A 21685-nucleotide genomic window follows, 5' to 3' on the forward strand; every position below is an offset into this window, starting at 1 on the left:
ATGGCAGACATTATTCAACTTTTACCAGATCATGTTGCTAACCAGATAGCAGCTGGTGAGGTAGTACAACGCCCTGCTTCTGTAGTAAAAGAGTTACTAGAAAATGCTATTGATGCACAAGCAACAAGCATTAAACTAATAGTAAAAGAAGCTGGTAAAACCTTAATTCAGGTTATTGATGACGGAAAAGGAATGAGCACAACAGATGCTCGTTTAAGTTTTGAGCGTCATGCAACTTCAAAAATTAGAACAGCAGATGATCTTTTTAAATTAAATACCAAAGGCTTTCGTGGTGAAGCTTTGGCTAGTATTGCAGCTATTGCTCATGTAGCGTTAAAAACCAAACAAGAACAAGAAGAAGTTGGTACTAGTATTATAATAGAAGGAAGTGAAATTGTAGAACAAGAAGTAGTTGTTACACCAAAAGGAACTTCTATTGCTGTTAAAAACTTGTTTTTTAATATACCTGCTCGACGCAATTTTTTAAAATCAAATACGGTAGAACTACGTCATATTATTGATGAGTTTCATCGTGTAACCTTAGCGCATCCTAATATTTCTTTTGCAATGTACCACAATGGTTCGGAGTCTTTTCAGTTACCAGAAAGTAATTACAGACAACGAATTGTTAATATATTTGGTAATAAAACCAATGAAAAACTAGTTCCTGTTGAAGAAGATACCGAAGTATTAAAGATTTCAGGGTTTGTTGGTAAACCAGAATACGCTAAAAAATCTAGAGGAGAACAGTTCTTTTTTGTAAATGATAGATTTATAAAAAGTGCTTATTTAAACCATGCAATAGCTTCTGCCTTTGAAGGTTTGTTAAAAGATGGTGCACATGCTAGCTACTTTTTAAATTTACAAGTAGATCCGCAAACTATTGATATTAACATTCACCCAACTAAGACTGAAATTAAATTTGATGATGAGCACACCTTATATGCTATTTTGCGTTCTGCAGTAAAACACAGTTTAGGGCAATTTAACATAGCTCCTGTTATTGATTTTGATCGCGATGCTAATCTTGATACACCTTATGGTTTTAAAAATAAAGGAGCAAGTACACCAACTATTGAAGTAGATAGAAGTTTTAATCCTTTTGAAGCAGAAAAAATACCTGTAGCAAAACCACAGACTACTAGCTATAAAAAAGAAACAGCAGGAAGTTGGGAAGGTTTGTATGTAGGTTTAGAATCTAAAAGTACCAAAACACAACAAGATTTTAGCGAGGTACAATTTGAAAGTGATGAGCAAACGGCTTCCATATTTACTAATGAAAACGAAATTGAACAGCAGCAATCTACCTACCAATTAAATAATAAATATATTATTAGTAAGGTAAAATCTGGAATGCTACTTATAGATCAACATAGAGCACATCAACGTATTTTATACGAAGATTTCCTGAAAAATTTAACAGTAAAAGAAGCCATGAGCCAACAATTACTGTTTCCGTTACAGTTGCATTTTTCAGCACAAGAAATTACTATAATTCACCAGGTTAAAGAAGATTTAGAGCATACAGGTTTTATGTTTGCTTCTATTAACAAAGATAGTATTGAAATTACTGGAGTTCCGGTTAGTGTACCAGAAAGTGAGGTTTCTATTATTTTAGAACAATTAATTAGTGATGTTGAAAATGAAGTACCAGATAGTAATTTTAGTGCTACCGATTTATTAGCAAAATCCATGTCTAAAAGTTTAGCAATAAAAACAGGGCAGAGTTTAAGCTTACAAGAACAAGAGCATTTGGTAAATAAGCTTTTTGCTTGTAAAGAACCTAATGTTTCACCAACTAACAGACCTACTTTTGTTACCATGACAATGGATGAATTGGATAGAAAGTTTTTATAAAAAATATAAAAATAAATTCTCTTTTTTAAGGGAATGATATACGTTTAACTAAAAACAAATTCCCACTTTCGTGGAAAATAAATATGAATAGAATAACAGATACAGTAAAACATTTAATCATTATAAATGTGATTATGTTTATTGGTACTTTAACTATTGGAGGAGGACAATCTTTTTATGAATGGTTTGCTTTGTATTTTCCTAAAAACGAAGCATTTCAACCTTGGCAAGTTATTACACACATGTTTATGCATGGAAGTATTACACATATACTTTTTAATATGTTTGCCTTATGGATGTTTGGTACCTCTGTAGAACAGGTTTTAGGAAGTAAGAAATTTTTATTTATCTATATTTCTGCAGGTTTAGGAGCTGTACTATTTCAGCTTGGGTACTATTATTTTAATTATATACCTTTATATGATGAACTTATTGGTTCTGGTTTAACTAATGAGCAATTGGTACATATGTTTACCTCTAATCAAACTATTTCAGGCATTACAGAGTCACAATTAATAAATCTAAAAGAAGCTTTTCCTATTTATAATGCATCTATGGTAGGAGCATCTGGTTGTATTATGGGTATTCTTGCTGCATTTGGTATGATGAATCCAGAAGCGAAGTTGATGATGATCTTTTTGCCAATCCCTATAAAAGCTAAATATTTTATACCAGGAATTATATTATTAGATGTTATTTCTGCGTTATCTGGTCAATCTTTCTTTAGTCCAAGTAACACAGCGTATATGGCTCACGTAGGAGGTGCAATTACAGGATTTATAATCATGTGGTACTGGAAAAAAAATCAGTTTAATCAAAACCGTTGGGATTAATGACAAATCTAAATCAAGATATTAAACAAAAATTGACACAGCTTAATGTGTTTGAAAAACTTATAGCTGTTAATGTTCTTGTTTTTATTGTAGCGCAAATTTTAAGATTTGTTTTAAATACCAGCTCAAGCATGTCTTGGTTAGAATTGCCAAGCGATTTTTTTGCTTTTTTAAAACAGCCTTGGAGTATTATTAGTTATGCTTTTGTGCATTATGATTTTATTCATATGCTATTTAATATGCTTTGGTTATACTTTATAGGTAGAATGTTTATTAATTTATTTAATATCAAGCTGGCTTTAAATGTGTACTTTCTTGGTGCTATTTCTGGAGGTTTAGTTTTTTTATTAGGTTATGCATTACTGCCAAATATTTTTAGTGCAGGTCATAGATTAGTTGGTGCATCTGCTGCAGTTAGAGCATTACTTATATTTATGTGTGCCTATATGCCTAATATGGATTTGCGTTTTTTTACCTTTAATATTAAACTAAAACATGTTGGTTTTGCTATTGTTATTTTAGATTTTATTGGCCTTTTTGGTGGTAATGCAGGAGGGAACCTTGCACATTTTGGAGGAACTATTCTTGGTTATTTTTATGCAACACAATTAACTAAAGGAAAAGATATTGGTAAAGGTTTTGAGCGTTTTATGGATAGCTTAACCACACTTTTTAAAAAGAAACCATCTCACTTAAAAACAGTACATAAAAGAAAAAGTAAAGTTGCTGGTTATACTAAAGAGGAGTTTAAAGAGTTTAACAACCAAAAACAAATTGATATTATACTAGATAAAATAAGTAAAAGCGGTTATGAAAGTTTAACCAAAGAAGAAAAAGAATTGTTGTTTAGGGCAGGCAAGTAGTGTTAAGTCAACAGGAATTAGTAATTATATAATAATTTTAATAAGCAGTTACGTAACAGAAACGCAATGCCTAAATAACAAAATCAATGAAAAAAACATTATTTTTTATCCTCTTTTTATGCGGAATTTTGAAGACATATAGTCAAGATACAATATACCTAAAAAAAGAAAAGACGCCTATTATTTCAAAAATCATAGAAATTAACTCTTCCGAAATAAAATATAAAAAATTCAATTATCAAGATGGCGCATTATTTATAATTGAAAAGGAGGACGTTGAAAAGATTAATTTTAAAAATGGAGACACTCAGGTTTTTACCAAAAAAAATGCGCGTCAAGAAGATAAAAACTTAATAGCAAACTCAAAGATATATTTACAATTTTCAAATACTGAAAAGAAGAAAAATGTAAATAAAATAGATGCACTGAATATCTTGAGAAGAGAAATAAATAATTTAGCAGCATGTAAAATAGTAAACTCAATGGAGGACGCCGATTTTGTAATTGATATGCAAGCAATAAAGTATATGATTACAAAAAGAAAAGTTAAACTTAAAGTAATCCATTTAGTATCTAATGAAAACGTATTTGATTCTGAATGGGAAAAAGGTGCACCAAGTGAGTTTAATGGATTTTCTGGTACCAGACAAGCTACAGGAAGAGTTATAAAAAGACAATTGTTATATGCATTTCCTGAAATTGTAAAATAGCTAAAACTACTAGATGCAACATTATATAAAATGAATTGCCAGAGCAAGATTACTTATAAAAATCCTCACGGACTTTCTATTCAGTTTGTATTTGCTAAATTAGTTGCTTAAATACGCAACTAATGTTTTACATAAACGTTTACAGTGTTTAATAACCTGTAATTAGTCATTTAACACAAAGCATGAAAAAATTAAGTTTTTTAAATAAAATAGTATTCTTCTTCAACTCTGTTGCAGCTACTTTGTTATTGCTTTCTTATATATTGCCATTTGTTGCTCCAAAAAACTTTTCTATTTTATCGGTTTTAAGTTTAGGTGTTCCTTTTTTAATTATAGTAAACGTATTGTTTTTTCTGTACTGGTTATTAAAAATTAAAAAACAGTTTTTTTTATCTTTTGTTGTTTTAATCATTGGTTATTTGTCTTTTGGTTCTTTGTATAAATTTTCAAGTAAAAAAGAGGCAACAAAAGAAAATAGCCTAACAGTTATGAATTATAATGTTAGGCTTTTTAATTTATATAATTGGATTGAAGACGCTAGTACAAATATTAAACTCATTGATTTTATTAAAGAAAAAGCACCAGATGTAGTTAGTTTTCAAGAATATCATCCACATAAAAATATAGATTTATCTTTTTTTAAATACAAATTTGAAAAGTTAACAGGTAATAAAATTAAATTCGGACAAGCTATTTTTTCGCAATACCCAATAATAAACTCTGGTTCTATTGCTTTTCCTAATACTTCTAACAATGCTATTTTTGTAGATATTGTAAAACAAAAAGATACTATTCGTATCTATAATGTACACTTACAATCCTTAAAATTAGATACCAATGTAGAAACTATTTCGCAAGAAGAGTCTGAGCGATTGGTAAAACGTATTGGTAAGTCTTTTATCATGCAGCAAGAACAAACCGAATTGTTTTTAAAGCATAAAAAACAATGTAAATATAAAGTGGTGGTTACAGGCGATTTTAATAATACGGCATTTTCTTATGTTTATAAAGAAATAAAAGAAGGCTTACAAGATGCTTTTAAAGTAGCAGGTAATGGTTTTGGTAGAACCTTTGATTTTAAATTTTTTCCTACACGAATAGATTTTATTCTAGTAGATAAAAGTTTTGTTGTAGAAGCTTTTAAAACCTTTGATGTGCATTATTCTGATCATTTTCCGGTAATGGCTACACTCTCCTTTTTAGAAAATTAACCTCTATATTATTCAAAATATATAGGTAAATCCCTTTTTTCTATTTTAACAATATGGTATGGTTGTGTAATTACAGTTGTTGCACCTCCTTCAGGATTAATATGTATAATAGTAACTGTAATAATTTCTTGATTGGTAGTAATATTTAAATCTATACTATGGCCACCATTTCCTCTAATTTGATCAAATACAGCTATTATAGTGTATTGAGAAAAGTCAATATCAGTTTCGGTAAAAGTATTGGTTGTGTTGTTTACGGCATCTATTTGTGTTAGTAAATTGTTCCAATCGGTTTGGTTTTGTATTACCATATTTTGTTCTGTAATTCCTTCTTGTCCATTGCCATAGAGATTGTCTTTAGAAATTAATGTTGACGAAATTTCTTGTTCTGTATTTGTAGTGTTATTATCAGAATTACAATTAAAAGTCAGGATAGACAATACAATGATTAAAGTTTTAATTTTCATGATTTCTAGTGTTATCTTTTTTCCTCATTGCAATAAGCAAGCAAACTAAAACAAGTCAAGATACATACAATTAATTTATTAGTTTTTTGTATTTAAGTTTTTTATAGTCTGTTGATTAGATGTGAAAAGTACAAATTGGTTGCGTGTTTTTTTTTACTTTTTTACATAAAAGCACAATCTGTATAATCTGCAAGCATATGAATGCATAAACCAAGACCCACTAATCTTGTTTTTTTAGGAAGTAATAATAACACGTAAACTACCATTGCGTAATACGTGTGTAAAGGGTGAAAGTTAATACTGCATCTTGTTGCATCAAACATTGGCGTAGCAAGAAGATGATCTACATCTATTAAAATAGCTGCAGCCATAATTAAATAAGCTATTTTCCAATTGTTTTTAAAAAAGAGTAGTGCTACTAGAAAAGGAAAAACAAAGTGAATGCCATAATGTAGAATATTTTGCAGCATTATAAATGGTTAAACTGATTCTCTAAATAGCTTAAAGCGTTTGTGCCTTCATTAAAAAGTAAATCTAAAATACTTAAATTACTTATAAAACCATGTTTCTCACCAAATACTTGTGTGTAGGTATCAAAGTTAAAGTGTGGTTCTTTTCTAGAGTTTACTAAATATCTAAAGTCTTTGTTATCTAAAGTTTCTTTTTGAAAATCTTTTGTTTCAGAAATAGAAAGATCCAGCTGTAAGCACTCTAAAATAGTTTCAAAACATTTTAAATTAAAGTCTAAAAGATATTCTACTTTTTGAGTGAATAAGGGTTTAAGTTCATCTTCATAAAATTCAAAATAAGGTGAAGTTCTGTAGGCAGACTCTAAAGATTTCCAATGTAGAGATTGCCATTTTTCATTATTATGAATTTTAATATCCTGATACTTTTGTCTTTCTTTTTGCGAATAAACTACTGGTACACTTAATTGTAATTTACCATTAGCACCATAAATAAAAGTTCTGTTTCTATAGGTTTGTTTTTGGTAATTATCATGCATTTCTAACACTACCTCTTTTGCTTGTAGCATGGCAGCAAAGTGTGCTATGTTAGGAAAGTATGTTGGATGTATTATTAGGTTCATTTCTAGTTGTTGTCATTCTTGCGAAAGCAGGAAGCCACAGGTTATGCTTATTTTAAAATGTATAGATTTCTCCTTTTGCAGGAATGATAATAAAACGTATTAACTATTCAGTGCTTTTTTCTTTTTCCATTTACCATAACCATACCAACCAAGTAATAAAATTAAAAACGGTATTAAATACGAAACACGTTCTCCGCTACCACCTACCGTTGTAAATAAACGATCAAAACGTATTTTGTTTTTTAAACCTTGACCATTGGCATCCCAACTAAACCATATAAAAACAGGCTTACCAACCACGTGATCAAAAGGAACAAATCCCCAAGTTCTAGAATCTTGAGAGTCATGTCTGTTGTCTCCCATTAACCAGTAGTAATCTTGTTTAAAGGTATAGTTTGTTGCAAGTGTACCATTAATAAATATCTGGTTTCCTTTTACTTGTAAGGTATTGTTTTCGTATTCTGTAATAATACGTTTGTAAATTGGTAATACTTCTAAATTAAGGGCTACTGTAGCGCCTTTTTCAGGTATGTATAGGTTTCCAAAATAATCGTTATTCCAGTTATAATTAGCATCGTGCGGAAAAACACTAGGGTCACGTTTTCCTTCTTCTTCTTTTAAAGGTACAATTTGATCTATTTTTGGGTTGTTTTTAAATTTTTCTAAATCGCCTTTATAAATACCCATAAATTTATAAACATCACGATCTACCTTACCAACTCTATTTGGGTTCATGTCATATCTATCATGTAGATATTGTAGGTTAAAATCCTGATTGTTTTTTGTTTTAACTAAATAAGAGAATTGTAGTTTGGCTCTATCTGGTAATTCGTTTTGTTTTCCGTTAATATAAACATATCCATCACGAACCGATAAAGAATCTCCAGGTAAACCAACACAACGTTTTACGTAGTTTGTTTTCTTATCAATTGGTTTGTAGTAGTTTCTATCTGGTTTTGGTACAGACATGCTGTATGAGGTGTCAATAGGCCAGTTGAATACTACAATATCATTACGTTTTATTTTTTGTAAACCAGGAAGGCGAAGATATGGTAAAGATAATTTGTTAATAAATGATGTGTTTTTGTTTTCTAATTTATCATCATATAAATACGATTTCTTTTTTATAAAAGGAATCGTATCATGAACCATAGGAGCAGCAACAGTAGTCATTGGTACTCTTGCTCCATAATGAAACTTACTAACAAATAGAAAGTCACCAACTAAAAGAGATTTTTCTAAAGAAGAAGTAGGAATGGTATATGGTTGCATAAAATAAGTATGTACCACAGTTGCAGCAACAATAGCAAATAATATAGAACTTACCCAGTCTCCTGAAGCAGATTTAGGGTGTAAACTTCTGTCTGTTACATATGCAACATCTGCTACATAATTAAGATAGTAATTGTAAAAACCTAAAGAAATAATGGCTAAAAAAGTATCTAAATATTGGTTTTTACCAAAACTTCTAGCAGTTTCTACCCATATTACAGGAAACATGATAAGATTAACAATAGGTAAAAACAGAAGTATGGTATAGTACCAAGGTCTGTTAATAATTTTCATTAAAACAACAGCATTGTAAACAGGTACAAAAGCTTCCCAGGCTTGTCTTCCGGCTTTTATATATAGTTTCCAGGTTCCTAACCCGTGAATAATTTGAATTATAAAGAATATTAAAAATAGTTGTGTAAACGTCATAATTTATAAGGTGCTAATTGCCTGTAGCAATTTATTATTTTTTGTTAGTTGTTGCTAGTGTTTAAATGTTACAATTAAATAAATGGTTAACTAATATTTAACACGTCTTTCATTGTAAAAACTCCTGTTTTACCATAAAGCCATTCTGCTGCTATAACAGCACCAAGAGCAAAACCTTGTCTGTTATGTGCTGTATGTGTTATGTCTATAGTGTCTACATCACTTTTGTAGGTAATGCTGTGTGTGCCAGGAACATCTTCTATTCTTTTTGCAGTAATAGGTAAGGCTTTTTCTTTCTCTTGCTCTAGGCTCCATGTATTATAACTAGTATGTTCTTTAATAATATCATTAGCAAGTGTAATTGCTGTTCCGCTAGGAGCATCTAGTTTTTGTGTATGATGAATTTCTTCCATAGATACTTTGTAATCTTTTAAAGTATTCATCATTTTAGCTAAGTAGCTATTTAGTTCAAAAAAAACATTTACACCTAAACTAAAGTTAGAAGCATAGATAAAGGCTCCTTTTTTTTCTAGGCATAAAGCAACTATTTTATCATAATCTTCTAACCAACCGGTTGTTCCAGAAATAACAGGAATGTTGTTTTTTATGCAATTAGAAATATTGTTATAAGCAGCAGAAGGAGTGCTAAAATCTATAGCAATATCTGCTTCGGTAATATTGTAATTATTGTTTGTTGCTTTTATAACAATAGTGTGGCCTCGTTGTAAAGCTATTTGCTCTATGGTTTTACCCATTTTTCCGTAGCCTAGAAGTGCAATTTTCATTATTTAAAATTTAAAATTAAGAGTGAGACCTAAATCTCCAGTATTGTCAAATTCGTTAATTTTATAATGTGGCATAAAAGTTAGGTTTTCATCTACATTAAATTGCAGTAAATGTGCATCTACATTAGCCCAAACAATATTAAGTATATAAATTCCAGCAGTAACTAAAAGAGATAATTCTTTATTTCTTCGTAGTGTACTTTGTGCTTCTTCTAAACCATCATCTGTAATAGAGCCATAAAACTCATCATCTGTATAACCTGCTAATCTACGTTTGTAGGCATCACGATAACGATTGTAGGTTTTTTGGTTGTCTATATAAAAATACATTCCAGCTCCTAATCCTGCATAAATAACAGGAACTTTCCAGTATTGCTTAAGGTGTATATGTCCTAAACCAGGTAAAACGGCAGAGTAAAAGGCAGCACGAGCAGGAGTTAAAGGGTCTATGGTTTTACTTTGGTTAATTTCACCATCAATAATTATCCCCTCATCTGCAAGTTGTTTTTTTTCTTTATTAAGTTCTTTTTCTTGTGCTATAGAAAGAAAACTAAAACAAATGCTTAATACTATAGATATGAAAAGTTTATTTTTCACGTTGTACTAACTTTTTAATTCTATTAAAATCTTCTTCAGAATGAAAAGGAATTGTAATTTTTCCTTTACCATTACTAGAAACTTTAACGTCTATTTTATTACCAAAGTATTCCGAAAAATCTTGAATTCCTTTTTTAACAAACTTTGGCATTTCTGCTTTTGTTTTTTTAGGAAGGTTTACTTCTTGGGTAGAATTATAATTTCTTACAAGGGTTTCTGTATCTCTAACAGATAGCTTGTTTTGTAATATTTTTTCGTAGATATCTAATTGAATAGATTGGTCTTCAATATTAATAATTGCACGACCATGACCCATAGATATAAATCCGTCACGCATTCCTGTTTGAATAATAGGATCTAGTTTTAATAAACGTAAATAATTAGCAATAGTAGATCTTTTTTTACCAACACGTTCACTCATTTGTTCTTGTGTTAATTGAATTTCATCAATAAGGCGTTGGTAAGACAAAGCAATTTCTATTGGGTCTAAATCTTGACGTTGAATATTTTCTACCAAGGCCATTTCAAGGCTTTCTTGGTCGTTAGCAATACGTATGTATGCAGGAACGGTTTCTAATCCTATTAGTTTAGAAGCACGGAAACGACGTTCTCCAGAAACAAGTTGGTATTTTTCAAAGCCTAATTTTCTTACTGTTATTGGTTGTATTACACCTAACTCTTTAATAGAAGAAGCGAGTTCACGAAGTGATTCTTCATTAAAATTAGTACGTGGTTGAAAGGGATTCATTTCAATTAAATCCAATTCTAATTCTACAATATTACCAATTACTTTATCGGCATTTTTATCTTCTGCATTTTGTATGTCGTTGCTTGGGTCTTTTAAAAGAGCAGAAAGCCCTCTACCTAAAGCTTGTTTCTTGGTTGCCTTCGCCATAAACTAAGAGTTTTTTGTAATAATTTCTTTTGCTAAACTTAAATAATTACTTGCTCCTTTACTAGCAGCATCATAATTAATGATGCTTTCACCATAACTAGGAGCTTCACTTAAACGTACATTACGTTGTATAATGGTTTTAAAAACCATATCGTTAAAGTGCTTTTGTACTTCTTCTACCACTTGGTTAGATAATCTTAAACGCGAATCATACATAGTAAGTAATAAGCCTTCAATATCTAATGCTGGGTTATGAATTTTTTGCACACTTTTTATGGTGTTTAATAATTTACCCAAACCTTCTAATGCAAAATATTCGCATTGAATAGGAATAATAACAGCATCTGCAGTGGTAAGTGCATTTAAAGTTAATAAACCAAGAGAAGGAGCACAGTCAATTAATATATAATCGTAATCGTCTTTTATTTCCTGTATGGCATTTTTAAGCATATACTCCCTAGATTCTTTATCTACAAGTTCTATTTCAATTGCTACCAGATCAATATGCGCAGGTATAATATCTAGATTGGGAGTTTCTGTTTTAACAATGGCTTCTTTAGCAGTATTGGTATGTTCTAAAAGTTGGTATGTACCAATTTCTACAGTTTCTACATCAATACCAAGCCCAGAAGTTGCATTGGCTTGTGGATCTGCATCTATAAGGAGTACTTTTTTTTCAAGTACACCAAGTGAAGCTGCTAAATTTATAGAGGTTGTTGTTTTACCTACACCACCTTTTTGATTAGCAATAGCTATTATTTTACCCATTAATTTAATTTGGTTATTTGTTTGTGAAACCGTTTTAATTTTTTGGTATAGGCTATAATGCTGTGCTTTGCTCTAATGTTTAGCTTTTTTGTTGGTTTACAGACTACCTGTAAAACTCAAAAAGCTTTCATTTTAAAACAAAAGCATTACTTTTTATTTTATCCTAAAAACCAAAATTGATTCACCGTAAAAATACGATTATTTATGGGTTTATAAAATGGAAGTTGTTAACAGTTGGTTAAAAGTAAATACTTGTAATTTTTCACTAAAAATAATAAGATAATCTTATGTTTATTCCTGTTAAATTGTAGTACTTTACGTTAGATTCTAAATTATTTTTAGTTTCTAATCCTGTTTTTGTACTTGGAATGTAGGCTACATTAAAATTAAATTTTTGATTTAAAGCAGTAAATAAAACTCCTGCATTGATGTTGTAAATAAGATCAGAGTTTCCTTTATAAATAGTAGTTGAAGCACCTAAAACTGCTGGTCTTACATTTACTTGAGTTCCATTGTTAAATAATAATCCTCCTGCTATACCAATATAAGGATTTATTTTACTGTCTGCTTTTAAAAATAAGTAATTAGCACCAAGTACTGTTTCTATATAACCATGGTTTGTTCTTACGTTTTTACTACTTGCGTAAAAAGATGCTTCTTTGCTAAACATATAGTTTAAAGCAAAACTGTAATTTAGTTTTCTTTTTAAAATATTTGGTTTAAAAGTTATTATTGCACCAACATTAAACATGCTGTATTTTTGTTTATGGTCTACAGACATGCCGTTATAGTCTATGTTTAAAAATGAATTTCCTACAGTTATACCAAAATTAACTACTTCGCTAGGCTGGTTTGCTTCTTTTATAGCTTCATTAGAAACAGTAGATGTGTTTTCTAAATTACAAGAATTGTACGTATTTATTATTTTTTTTAAATCGGAAACTCTAATGGTGTAAAAATTATCATGAATATAATTTTGCGTAGCTTGACATTTATTTACATAAACGCCTAAAATACCAGCATCAAAAACACTAAATGTGTATCCGTCTTTTTCTTTAAAAGGGATTTCTGCAAATTGGTAATCATTACTTTCTATATAGTACTTGTTTTTACTTTTATATAAAGATATATTATCATTTTCTATTATGCTTTGAAAGGCATAGTAGTTCGCATTAAATTTTTTAACTACATACTTTTTTTTTGCTTTGGAAATAGTTGTTAAAACGTTAACATTAATGTTGTTGTTGTCTTTTGTAATGATTTCATTATAAAACCCATATTTATCTGCTTTTAGTTTTCCTTCTATACTTGAAGTAGTACCATTTGTATAAGAAAGTTTTAAATTTTGACTAAAAGATTTTACAGCAATAAATAAAAAGAAAATAAAAATTAACTTCTTCATAATTAGTTGTTTTTGAGTTTTTTGAAACGCTAAAGTAAGAAAATTCAGATATTTACAAAATAGAATTTATTAATATTTACATATTAGTAAACTTTTTATAATTTTAAAGGTGATTATAGTAATTTAATCTGTGATTTAAAAGGACTAAAATTTAATCGATTAATATCTCTAAAATCTGAATAGCAGCATCACTAATTTTAGTTCCAGGGCCAAAAACGGCAACCGCTCCAGCGTCAAATAAATATTGGTAGTCTTGTTTTGGTATTACACCACCAACAATAACCATTATATCTTCACGACCATAGTTTTTAAGTGCTTCAATAACTTGCGGAACTAATGTTTTGTGTCCTGCAGCTAATGATGAAACACCAAGAATATGTACATCATTTTCTACTGCTTGTTTTGCAGCTTCCTTTGGTGTTTGAAAAAGCGGACCAATATCTACATCAAAACCAACATCTGCATACCCAGTTGCAACTACTTTTGCGCCACGATCATGGCCATCTTGTCCCATTTTTGCAATCATAATTCGAGGACGTCTTCCGTCTTGTTCTGCAAATTTATCTGCTAGTTCTTTTGCTTTGGCAAAAGATTTATCGTCTTTAATTTCTTTACTATACACGCCAGAAAAGGATTTTATTTGTGCTTTATAACGCCCGAAAACAGCTTCTAAAGCATCGCTAATTTCGCCTAAGGTTGCTCTTTCACGAGCAGCAATCACTGCTAAAGCTAGTAAATTATTTTCACCTGTTTTAGCTGCTTTTGTTAAATTAGCTAAAGCTTGGTTTACTTTTTCGGTATTTCTTTCTGCTTTAATTTTATTTAAACCTTCAATTTGTTGTAGGCGTACGGTTTGGTTATCTACTTCTAAAGTAGCAATAGCATCTTCTTGTGCTAGTCTATATTTATTTACACCAACAATAATGTCTTGGCCAGAGTCTATTCTTGCTTGCTTACGTGCAGCTGCTTCTTCAATGCGTATTTTAGGTATTCCGGCTTCAATGGCTTTTGTCATACCACCAAGTTCTTCAACCTCTTCAATTAAAGACCATGCTTTTTGAGCTATATCTTGCGTTAGTTTTTCTATATAATAACTTCCTGCCCAAGGGTCTACCGTTTTTGTTATATTGGTTTCTTCCTGTAAAAATATTTGAGTATTTCTTGCAATACGTGCAGAAAAATCTGTTGGTAATGCAATAGCTTCATCTAAAGCATTAGTGTGTAAAGATTGTGTACCACCAAAAGCAGCAGCAGCAGCTTCAATAGTTGTTCTGGCAACATTATTAAAAGGGTCTTGTTCTGTTAAACTCCATCCAGAGGTTTGGCAGTGTGTACGTAGAGCTAAAGATTTTTCGTTTTTAGGGTTAAATTGCTTTACTAATTTAGCCCAAAGCATTCTTGCAGCTCGCATTTTGGCAATTTCCATAAAATGGTTCATACCAATAGCCCAAAAGAACGAAAGTCTAGGAGCAAAGGTGTCAATATCCATTCCTGCATCTAATCCTTTTCGTATATATTCTAAACCATCAGCCAAAGTATAAGCTAATTCAATATCACAAGTGGCTCCAGCTTCTTGCATATGGTATCCAGAAATACTAATGCTATTGAATTTAGGCATGTTTTTACTTGTGTATTCAAAAATATCTGAAATAATTTTCATGGATGGTGTAGGAGGAAAGATGTAGGTGTTACGTACCATGAACTCTTTTAAGATATCATTTTGAATGGTTCCTGCAAGTTGTTGTGGTTGTACTCCTTGTTCTTCTGCAGCAACAATATAAAATGCCATGATAGGTAAAACGGCACCATTCATAGTCATGGAAACACTCATCTTGTCTAAGGGAATCTGGTTGAAGAGTACTTTCATATCTTCAACAGAGTCAATAGCTACTCCTGCTTTACCAACATCACCAACAACGCGTTCATGGTCTGAGTCATAGCCTCTGTGTGTTGCTAAATCAAAAGCTACAGAGAGTCCTTTTTGTCCTGCTTTTAAATTACGTCTGTAAAAAGCGTTACTTTCTTCTGCAGTAGAAAATCCAGCATATTGCCTAATAGTCCATGGTCTTCTTACATACATTGTAGAATATGGTCCGCGAAGATTTGGTGCAAGACCAGCAACAAAGTTTATATGTTCTACATCTTGTATATCTTCTTTACTGTAATTAGATTTTACAATAATATCTTCGGCTGTTTTAAAAAGGGTATTCGCTTTTGGTTTTTGACTTTTGGCTTCCTTTTTTAACGTAATATGTTGAATGTTCTTGCGCATGAATAAAGTTTATTGTTTTCTTGGACGCTTATTAAAATCTACTTTAGGGTTGTTTATATTTTCTTTTACTTCTGTTTTTGCAGGTTCGGTTCTGTTAAAATCTACATTAGTAAAGTCTGTTTTTAATATTTCTGCATAAAAATACTCTAAAGCAACATACATTGATAAATATTTATCTGCATGTATTTTGTGAATTTTTATTTGTAATGCAGGTTGAAATAGTTCTTTACTTAAGCTGTTAGTAGAAACTAAAGCATTAAAGGTGGTTTTTAAATCGTCTTTTTTCATGTTTTCAGCAATACAAGGTATTAAAGGATTGCTGTAAATTAATCCTTTTTCTGCTATAATTCCAGCGTCTCTTAAAGCACTTGCTAGAACTACAGAATGTTTAGAGGCATATTTTGTTACGTCTGTTTTTCTGCTAACCGCTTGTTTTGCAAAAAAATTGTAGGCACGATTTTCGTTTTGTTGTTGTTTATCAAAATGAGCAACTATATCTTTTTCAAAAGAGTATAAAGCTTCATTTAGTAACTTGTTATCTATGTTGGTACAAGTTATTACTGGTGTTTTTTCTGCAAACTGATAATCTGCAAATGAAGATTGTTCCTTTTTACAACTTAAAAAGTTAACAGTTAAGATTACTACTAAAATTTTAATGCTAATGTTTTTCATGTTTTAATTTGTTGAATTTTCGGTTTTTAATCTTTCTTGTTCTATGTTTTCTGCCAATCTCTTTTCAATAATTGGTTGTATTAACGTTTTTCTAATATTTGTTTTTACAAAAGGAAAGAGTTCTAAATCGTCTTTCATTCTATCGTTTTTATTAGGGTGTTTGTTGGTTCCTAATAAAACAATTTCTCCTGCATCAAATTGCTCTTGTTCTTTAGCAGCACTTTCTTTTATTTTTCTTTGTATGGTGCCTTCTTTTAACTGGTTTAAAAACCCTCCATTAGTTTCAATGTCTTTAAATAACTCTAGTGCTTTTTCTGCAAGTTGCTTGGTTAAGGTTTCTATGTAATAAGATCCTTCTGAAGCATTTTCTACAACATCAAAATAGCTTTCGTGCTTTAAAATTAATAATTGATTTCTTGCAATACGTTCGCCAAACTCATTGTCTTTATGGTAAATGGCATCATAAGCTAAATTACATATAGTATCTGCTTCACCAAGAATAGCACTCATACATTCTGTAGTGGTACGAAGTAGGTTGGTATTGTAGTCATAAATAGTTTTGTTGCGTTTTGTTGGTGTAGCAAAAATATTACAACTAGCTTCTATATTATATTCTTTAACTAGGCTATGAAATAGTAAGCGTAAAGCACGAAGTTTGGCAATTTCAAAAAAGTAATTGGTATTTACTGATACATAAAAAGTAACTAGAAGTGTTTGTTTGTCTGTATTTTCTAAATGATTTAAATACTCATTAGTTTGTGCTAAAGCATAAGCTAATTGCTGCGTAATAGTTGCGCCAGCATTTTGGTAGAGGTCAAGATTTACACTAAAACTTGTAGTGTTTTTTACAATAGCATCAAACTGTTGGTGGTCTTCTTTTAAGTTTGTAAACCAATTTCCTGTTTTGGCAAGATTACCAATAATATCTGTATTAATATGTATTCCTGCTTTTGCAGGAATTAAAGAAAGGGTTTTTACAAAATTGGCATCTAAAAACTGTAATTTAAAATATACAGTAGTTTTATCTAAATCTATGTTTTTTAGTAAATCACTTACTAAAATAGTGTTGTTAGGAAGTATAAATTGAATGCTTTCTGCACCACGCTCTAGTGCATCTGTAGCTTTTTTATTGCTTAAAGTTACATCTTGTACAAAAATAGATTGGCAAATAGACCATTTTTGCGAATTAGAAATGCTGGTAAAAGGTTCTTTAAATTCATCGGCATGATAAAAAGGTTTTACATCAATGCCTTCATTGGTTTGCCAGATTAGGGTATCATTATAATCTGCACCTTTTAGGTCTGCTTGTATTTTTTGTTTCCACTGTTTTGATGATACTTTTTCAAAATCATTAAATAATTTTTTAGTCATCTGTATTGTTTTTTAAACTGTCTTCGTATTCAATAATATAAATTTCTTCCTTATCGCGTTTCATATAATAAGCTTCACGAGCAAATTTTTCTAGACCTTCGTCTGTACTTAATTTTTCTAGTTCTTTATTATCTTTTTCAATTTCTTTAAGGTAGAAATCTTTTTCGTCTTCTAGATTGTTAATGTCATTATTTAATTCGTTATGAATGAGTAATGAGTTTGCGTCAAAAAACAGCATCCAAATAGCGAATATTGTAAATATAATAAGGAATATGTTTTTAAAGTACTTTAGCATTAACTAATTCTTTCGTTTATAATGGTTTTAACTATATCAACAGCAACTGTATTGTACTTGTTGTTAGGTATAATAATGTCTGCATACTCTTTCATTGGTTCAATAAATTGTTGATGCATTGGTTTAAGTGTGGTTTGGTAACGTGTTAATACTTCGTCTAAATCTCTACCACGTTCAGCAATATCACGTTTTAAACGTCTTATTAAACGCTCATCACTATCTGCATGTACAAATATTTTAATATCAAACATGTCTCTTAATTCACGATTGGTAAGAATTAAAATACCTTCAACAATCATTACTTTTCTAGGCATGGTACGTATAGTGTCACCAGTTCTGTTATGCTTTACAAAAGAATAAACGGGTTGATTTATAGCATTTCCTGCTTTTAAATCTTTTAAATGCTCAGCTATTAAATCAAAATCAATACTTCTTGGATGGTCAAAATTTATATTGGTTCTTTCGTCAAGGGTTAGGTGTGAAGTGTCTTTATAATAATGATCTTGTGATATTACACCAACTTCTCCTTCTGGTAATTCGTTAAGTATTTGGTCTACAACTGTTGTTTTACCGCAACCAGTTCCACCTGCAATTCCTATAATAAGCATGAATGTTTTTTTTGATTTGATAGGCAAATTTAAGATTATTTCTTCGGAATTATTTTAACTATTCCAACATTTTCTATTCCAACGTAAATATAACCATCTAGACCTTGGCAAACACTACGAACTCTGCCTAAACCATCTAATAATTTTTCTTCTAAAACTACTTTATTATTTTTAAGAACACATCTGTTTAAATATTGAAATTTTAAAGAGCCAACTAATAAATTGTCTTTCCATTTCGGGTAGATATTGCTAGTTATAAACTCCATACCACTTGGTGCTATTGAAGGATCCCAATAATGAATTGGCTGCTCCATTCCTGGTAGTTTTGTGTTCTTAGTAATTTTTGTACCATGGTAGTTTATGCCATAAGTGATTTTTGGCCAGCCATAATTTTTACCAGATTCAATACTATTGATTTCATCTCCACCACGAGGACCATGTTCATGTGTCCAGATTTTGCCAGTAATAGGGTGTTTTGTCATGCCTTGCGGATTTCTATGCCCATAAGAATAAATTGCTTTTTTTGCATTAGGAGTATTTACAAAAGGGTTGTCTGCAGGAATAGTGCCATCATCATGCAAACGATAAATTTTACCACCATCACGAGTTATATCTTGTGGATTAATGTCGCGTTCACCACGATCACCAATAGAAAAATATAAAAATCCAGCATTATCAAATGCTATTCTAGATCCAAAATGTTGTCCAGCAGTAGTATTTGGTAGGGCTTTATAAAGTACTTCTTGGTTTACTAGTTTGTTTTCTTCTAATTTTGCTCTTAATATAGTAGTATGTGCACCATCATTTTCGTCATTAGAAGAAGCATAAGAAATATATAACCAACCGTTATTTTTATAATCTGGATGTAATGCAATATCCATTAATCCTCCTTGCCCTAATACTTCAATTTCTGGCAAATTAGAAACCATTGTTTTTGTGCCTGCTTTAAAAAGAATCATTTTGCCAGATTTTTCATTAATTAAAATAGAGCCATCAGGAAGAAATGTAAATCCCCATGGATTTTTTAAATCAGGAACAATAATCTCATAGGTATGCTTTGTATTTACAGGAGTTTTATCTTGCGCACAAGAGTAAAAACTAATAGAAATTAGTGTGGCAAAAAGAAAAAAAAGATGCTTCATAATTACTAATTAAAAATTATTTATAATTTACTTCTTTTTATTGTTTGTTTTTAAATAAAAAGTATATATTTGCAGTCCTTAAATGATAAAACATTTTCGGGGTGTAGCGTAGCCCGGTTATCGCGCCACGTTTGGGACGTGGAGGCCGCAGGTTCGAATCCTGCCACCCCGACAAAATTAATAATCAATTAACATCAAAACCTTGGTAATCGTAAGATTATCGAGGTTTTATGATTTTTAAGCAATCATAAGATTTGATATTATTTGATTAAAAAAGTGACCTATTCGGTTACCATTTTATAATAGGTATATAGGTAACCGAATTATTGATTTGACTTTCGTCAGTAAACAAATGTTTAACTAAAGACGAAAGATATGAAAACTTCGACAACGTTTAGTATTCTGTTTTGGCTCAAACTATCAAAAGCTAAAAATGGAAAAGCACCTCTTTATGCACGTATAACGGTAAATGGGAAAAGAGCAGAAATTAGCCTCAAACGAAAAATTAAAATTGAATTTTGGAGCTCTGCCAAAAACAAAGTAAAAGGAACCAACCAAGAGGCTCGAATTATTAACGCATATTTGGACCAGGTATCTTCAGAGCTTCACCAATCCAAAAACGAATTAAAATCCGAAGGTAAGATTACTTCAGCTCAAACCGTTAAGGCTCGTTACCTAAAAGAAGATGAACAAAATTATTCTTTAAATGATATCATAAAATATCATAATGAAGATATGGTAGGGAAACTCAAATGGGGTACTCAAAAAAATTACTTCACAACACAAGGGTACATTGCAGATTTCATTTTTGTAAAATATAAAGTTACAGATATGTATTTAAAGCAATTGGATTATAATTTCATTTTAAAGTTTGAAAAATACTTAAGAAATTTCACACCCACAGATCACCAAAAACCAATGGGTAACAATACTGTAATGAAGCATATTGAACGCTTTAGAAAAATGATTACACTATCTTATAAACTGGAATGGATTGAAAGAGATCCGTTTATAAACTTCAAATCTAAATTTGTAAAAGTAGAAAGAGGCTATTTAACTGAAATGGAATTGAACGAAATTGAAGAAAAAGATTATTCAATTGAAAGACTACAATTAGTAAAGGATCTATTTGTTTTCGCCTGTTACACCGGCTTGAGTTATATTGATGTAATAAACTTAACAGCAAGTGATATTAATTATGGTATAGATGGCGAGTTGTGGTTAATTATGAAAAGAGAGAAAACAAACAATGCCTTACGAATTCCTATACTACCTAAAGCACTTACTTTAATTAATAAGTATAAAGAAAATCCAAAATCATTAGCAAATGCTACTGTATTTCCAAAAATGTCAAACCAAAAATTAAATGCTTATTTAAAAGAAATAGCAGATTTATGCAGAATAGAAAAGAATCTAACATTTCATCTGGCACGACATACATTTGCTACAACAGTAACTTTAAGTAATGGCGTACCTATTGAAACAGTATCTAAACTTTTAGGTCATTCTCGCATTTCAACAACACAAATTTATGCTAAAGTGATTGAACGTAAGGTAAGTGATGATATGAAAACATTAAGAGCAAAATTTGAGAAAGGTGTAAAAACAACCAAAAACCAATCAAGTTTTATTTAAAGCAAAGTTAAAATCTATTCAAATTGAATTAAATTTTATACCTTTGTTTTCAATATGAAACAAGTATTCCATAAAATAATGTCACTTTTAATGGCTTTTGTAGTGTTATTTTCTACAATGTCATTTACTGTAGATATGCACTATTGTGGAGATACTTTAATGGATACAGCTATATTCCATAAAGCAGAAACCTGTGGAATGGAAATGGAAAACCCATTAACTGATGGGTGTTCTATAACAAAAAAGAATTGTTGTAGTGATGAACAATTAGCTGTTGATGGTCAAAATGAATTACAACTTCAAGTTGATAAAATTACTTTTGAGCAGCAGGTATTTATTGCTTCTTTCGTATATACTTACATTAACCTTTTTGAAGGGTTAGATAATAACGTATCTTCTTTCGAAGAATACGAACCACCACTTGTCGTCAAGCAAATCTTCAAGATTGACGAGACTTATTTAATTTGATTTTTAAACATTAGACTGTTTTATCCTATGGCTGTATGTCATA

The 21685-nt window shown here is 30.5% G+C and carries 22 protein-coding genes and 1 tRNA gene; 8 read left to right on the plus strand and 15 right to left on the minus strand.

Annotated elements, in window-relative coordinates:
- The 5 genes from mutL (at nt 1) to KO494_RS14335 (ending at nt 5474) form a co-directional block, all read left to right on the plus strand.
- Nucleotides 1-1857 carry a DNA mismatch repair endonuclease MutL gene (gene mutL / locus KO494_RS14315; RefSeq protein ID WP_215968310.1) on the plus strand — a complete coding sequence of 619 codons (1857 nt, stop codon included), beginning with the start codon at nt 1-3 and terminating at the stop codon, nt 1855-1857.
- An 83-nt stretch (nt 1858-1940) separates the two neighbouring features.
- On the plus strand, nt 1941-2690 hold the full coding sequence (locus KO494_RS14320; protein ID WP_215968311.1) for a rhomboid family intramembrane serine protease: 750 nt from the start codon (nt 1941-1943) through the stop codon (nt 2688-2690).
- Nucleotides 2690-3553: a rhomboid family intramembrane serine protease gene (locus tag KO494_RS14325; RefSeq protein ID WP_215968312.1), complete on the plus strand. Its 864-nt coding sequence runs from the start codon at nt 2690-2692 to the stop codon at nt 3551-3553. Before KO494_RS14320 ends, KO494_RS14325 begins: the two co-directional genes overlap by 1 nt.
- A gap of 86 nt (nt 3554-3639) precedes the next feature.
- Entirely contained in the window at nt 3640-4263 is a 624-nt protein-coding gene (locus KO494_RS14330; RefSeq protein WP_215968313.1) for a hypothetical protein, read from the plus strand.
- Nucleotides 4264-4445: 182 nt separating this feature from the next.
- A complete protein-coding gene (locus tag KO494_RS14335) occupies nt 4446-5474 on the plus strand; it encodes an endonuclease/exonuclease/phosphatase family protein (RefSeq protein WP_215968314.1) in 1029 nt (342 codons plus the stop codon).
- Between the two features lie 8 nt (nt 5475-5482).
- Here the strand turns inward: KO494_RS14335 and KO494_RS14340 are convergent, their stop codons facing one another.
- From KO494_RS14340 to KO494_RS14410, 15 genes are all read right to left on the minus strand, one after another.
- Complete coding sequence (locus tag KO494_RS14340; RefSeq protein WP_215968315.1) at nt 5483-5941, minus strand: protease complex subunit PrcB family protein; 459 nt, start codon at nt 5939-5941, stop codon at nt 5483-5485.
- Between the two features lie 161 nt (nt 5942-6102).
- Nucleotides 6103-6411, minus strand: coding sequence for a DUF6122 family protein (locus KO494_RS14345; protein WP_215968316.1), 309 nt, complete (start codon nt 6409-6411; stop codon nt 6103-6105).
- Entirely contained in the window at nt 6411-7031 is a 621-nt protein-coding gene (locus KO494_RS14350) for a WbqC family protein (protein ID WP_215968317.1), read from the minus strand. The genes KO494_RS14345 and KO494_RS14350 overlap by 1 nt, the downstream gene beginning before the upstream one ends.
- Before the next feature lie 99 nt (nt 7032-7130).
- Complete coding sequence (gene lepB, locus KO494_RS14355; RefSeq protein ID WP_215968318.1) at nt 7131-8732, minus strand: signal peptidase I; 1602 nt, start codon at nt 8730-8732, stop codon at nt 7131-7133.
- 86 nt (nt 8733-8818) lie between these two features.
- The gene (gene dapB / locus KO494_RS14360) at nt 8819-9517 is read right to left on the minus strand and encodes a 4-hydroxy-tetrahydrodipicolinate reductase (RefSeq protein ID WP_215968319.1); all 699 of its coding nucleotides are present in this window, start codon (nt 9515-9517) and stop codon (nt 8819-8821) included.
- A 3-nt stretch (nt 9518-9520) separates the two neighbouring features.
- On the minus strand, nt 9521-10114 hold the full coding sequence (locus KO494_RS14365) for a DUF5683 domain-containing protein (protein WP_215968320.1): 594 nt from the start codon (nt 10112-10114) through the stop codon (nt 9521-9523).
- Complete coding sequence (locus KO494_RS14370; RefSeq protein WP_215968321.1) at nt 10104-11009, minus strand: ParB/RepB/Spo0J family partition protein; 906 nt, start codon at nt 11007-11009, stop codon at nt 10104-10106. The genes KO494_RS14365 and KO494_RS14370 overlap by 11 nt, the downstream gene beginning before the upstream one ends.
- A gap of 3 nt (nt 11010-11012) precedes the next feature.
- Nucleotides 11013-11777: a ParA family protein gene (locus KO494_RS14375; protein WP_215968322.1), complete on the minus strand. Its 765-nt coding sequence runs from the start codon at nt 11775-11777 to the stop codon at nt 11013-11015.
- A gap of 265 nt (nt 11778-12042) precedes the next feature.
- Nucleotides 12043-13179 (minus strand): hypothetical protein, encoded by a 1137-nt coding sequence (locus KO494_RS14380; RefSeq protein ID WP_215968323.1) that lies wholly within the window; start codon nt 13177-13179, stop codon nt 12043-12045.
- A gap of 151 nt (nt 13180-13330) precedes the next feature.
- Nucleotides 13331-15451 carry a methylmalonyl-CoA mutase gene (gene scpA / locus KO494_RS14385; protein WP_215968324.1) on the minus strand — a complete coding sequence of 707 codons (2121 nt, stop codon included), beginning with the start codon at nt 15449-15451 and terminating at the stop codon, nt 13331-13333.
- A 9-nt stretch (nt 15452-15460) separates the two neighbouring features.
- Complete coding sequence (locus KO494_RS14390) at nt 15461-16123, minus strand: hypothetical protein (protein WP_215968325.1); 663 nt, start codon at nt 16121-16123, stop codon at nt 15461-15463.
- A gap of 3 nt (nt 16124-16126) precedes the next feature.
- On the minus strand, nt 16127-17494 hold the full coding sequence (locus KO494_RS14395) for a methylmalonyl-CoA mutase subunit beta (RefSeq protein WP_215968326.1): 1368 nt from the start codon (nt 17492-17494) through the stop codon (nt 16127-16129).
- Nucleotides 17487-17789 carry a septum formation initiator family protein gene (locus tag KO494_RS14400; protein WP_215968327.1) on the minus strand — a complete coding sequence of 101 codons (303 nt, stop codon included), beginning with the start codon at nt 17787-17789 and terminating at the stop codon, nt 17487-17489. Before KO494_RS14400 ends, KO494_RS14395 begins: the two co-directional genes overlap by 8 nt.
- The gene (gene udk / locus KO494_RS14405; protein ID WP_215968328.1) at nt 17789-18397 is read right to left on the minus strand and encodes a uridine kinase; all 609 of its coding nucleotides are present in this window, start codon (nt 18395-18397) and stop codon (nt 17789-17791) included. The genes KO494_RS14400 and udk overlap by 1 nt, the downstream gene beginning before the upstream one ends.
- A 35-nt stretch (nt 18398-18432) precedes the next feature.
- On the minus strand, nt 18433-19539 hold the full coding sequence (locus KO494_RS14410; RefSeq protein ID WP_215968329.1) for a PQQ-dependent sugar dehydrogenase: 1107 nt from the start codon (nt 19537-19539) through the stop codon (nt 18433-18435).
- 97 nt (nt 19540-19636) lie between these two features.
- On the opposite strand from KO494_RS14410, the gene KO494_RS14415 reads away from it, so the two are divergent.
- From KO494_RS14415 to KO494_RS14425, 3 genes are all read left to right on the plus strand, one after another.
- Nucleotides 19637-19711: transfer RNA gene (locus KO494_RS14415), tRNA-Pro, on the plus strand.
- Between the two features lie 203 nt (nt 19712-19914).
- Nucleotides 19915-21174, plus strand: coding sequence for a site-specific integrase (locus tag KO494_RS14420; RefSeq protein WP_068704605.1), 1260 nt, complete (start codon nt 19915-19917; stop codon nt 21172-21174).
- A 54-nt stretch (nt 21175-21228) separates the two neighbouring features.
- Entirely contained in the window at nt 21229-21642 is a 414-nt protein-coding gene (locus tag KO494_RS14425; protein ID WP_068704607.1) for a hypothetical protein, read from the plus strand.
- The last annotated feature ends 43 nt before the right edge of the window (nt 21643-21685 follow it).

Source organism: Lacinutrix sp. C3R15 (assembly GCF_018860825.1).
GTDB lineage: Bacteria > Bacteroidota > Bacteroidia > Flavobacteriales > Flavobacteriaceae > Oceanihabitans.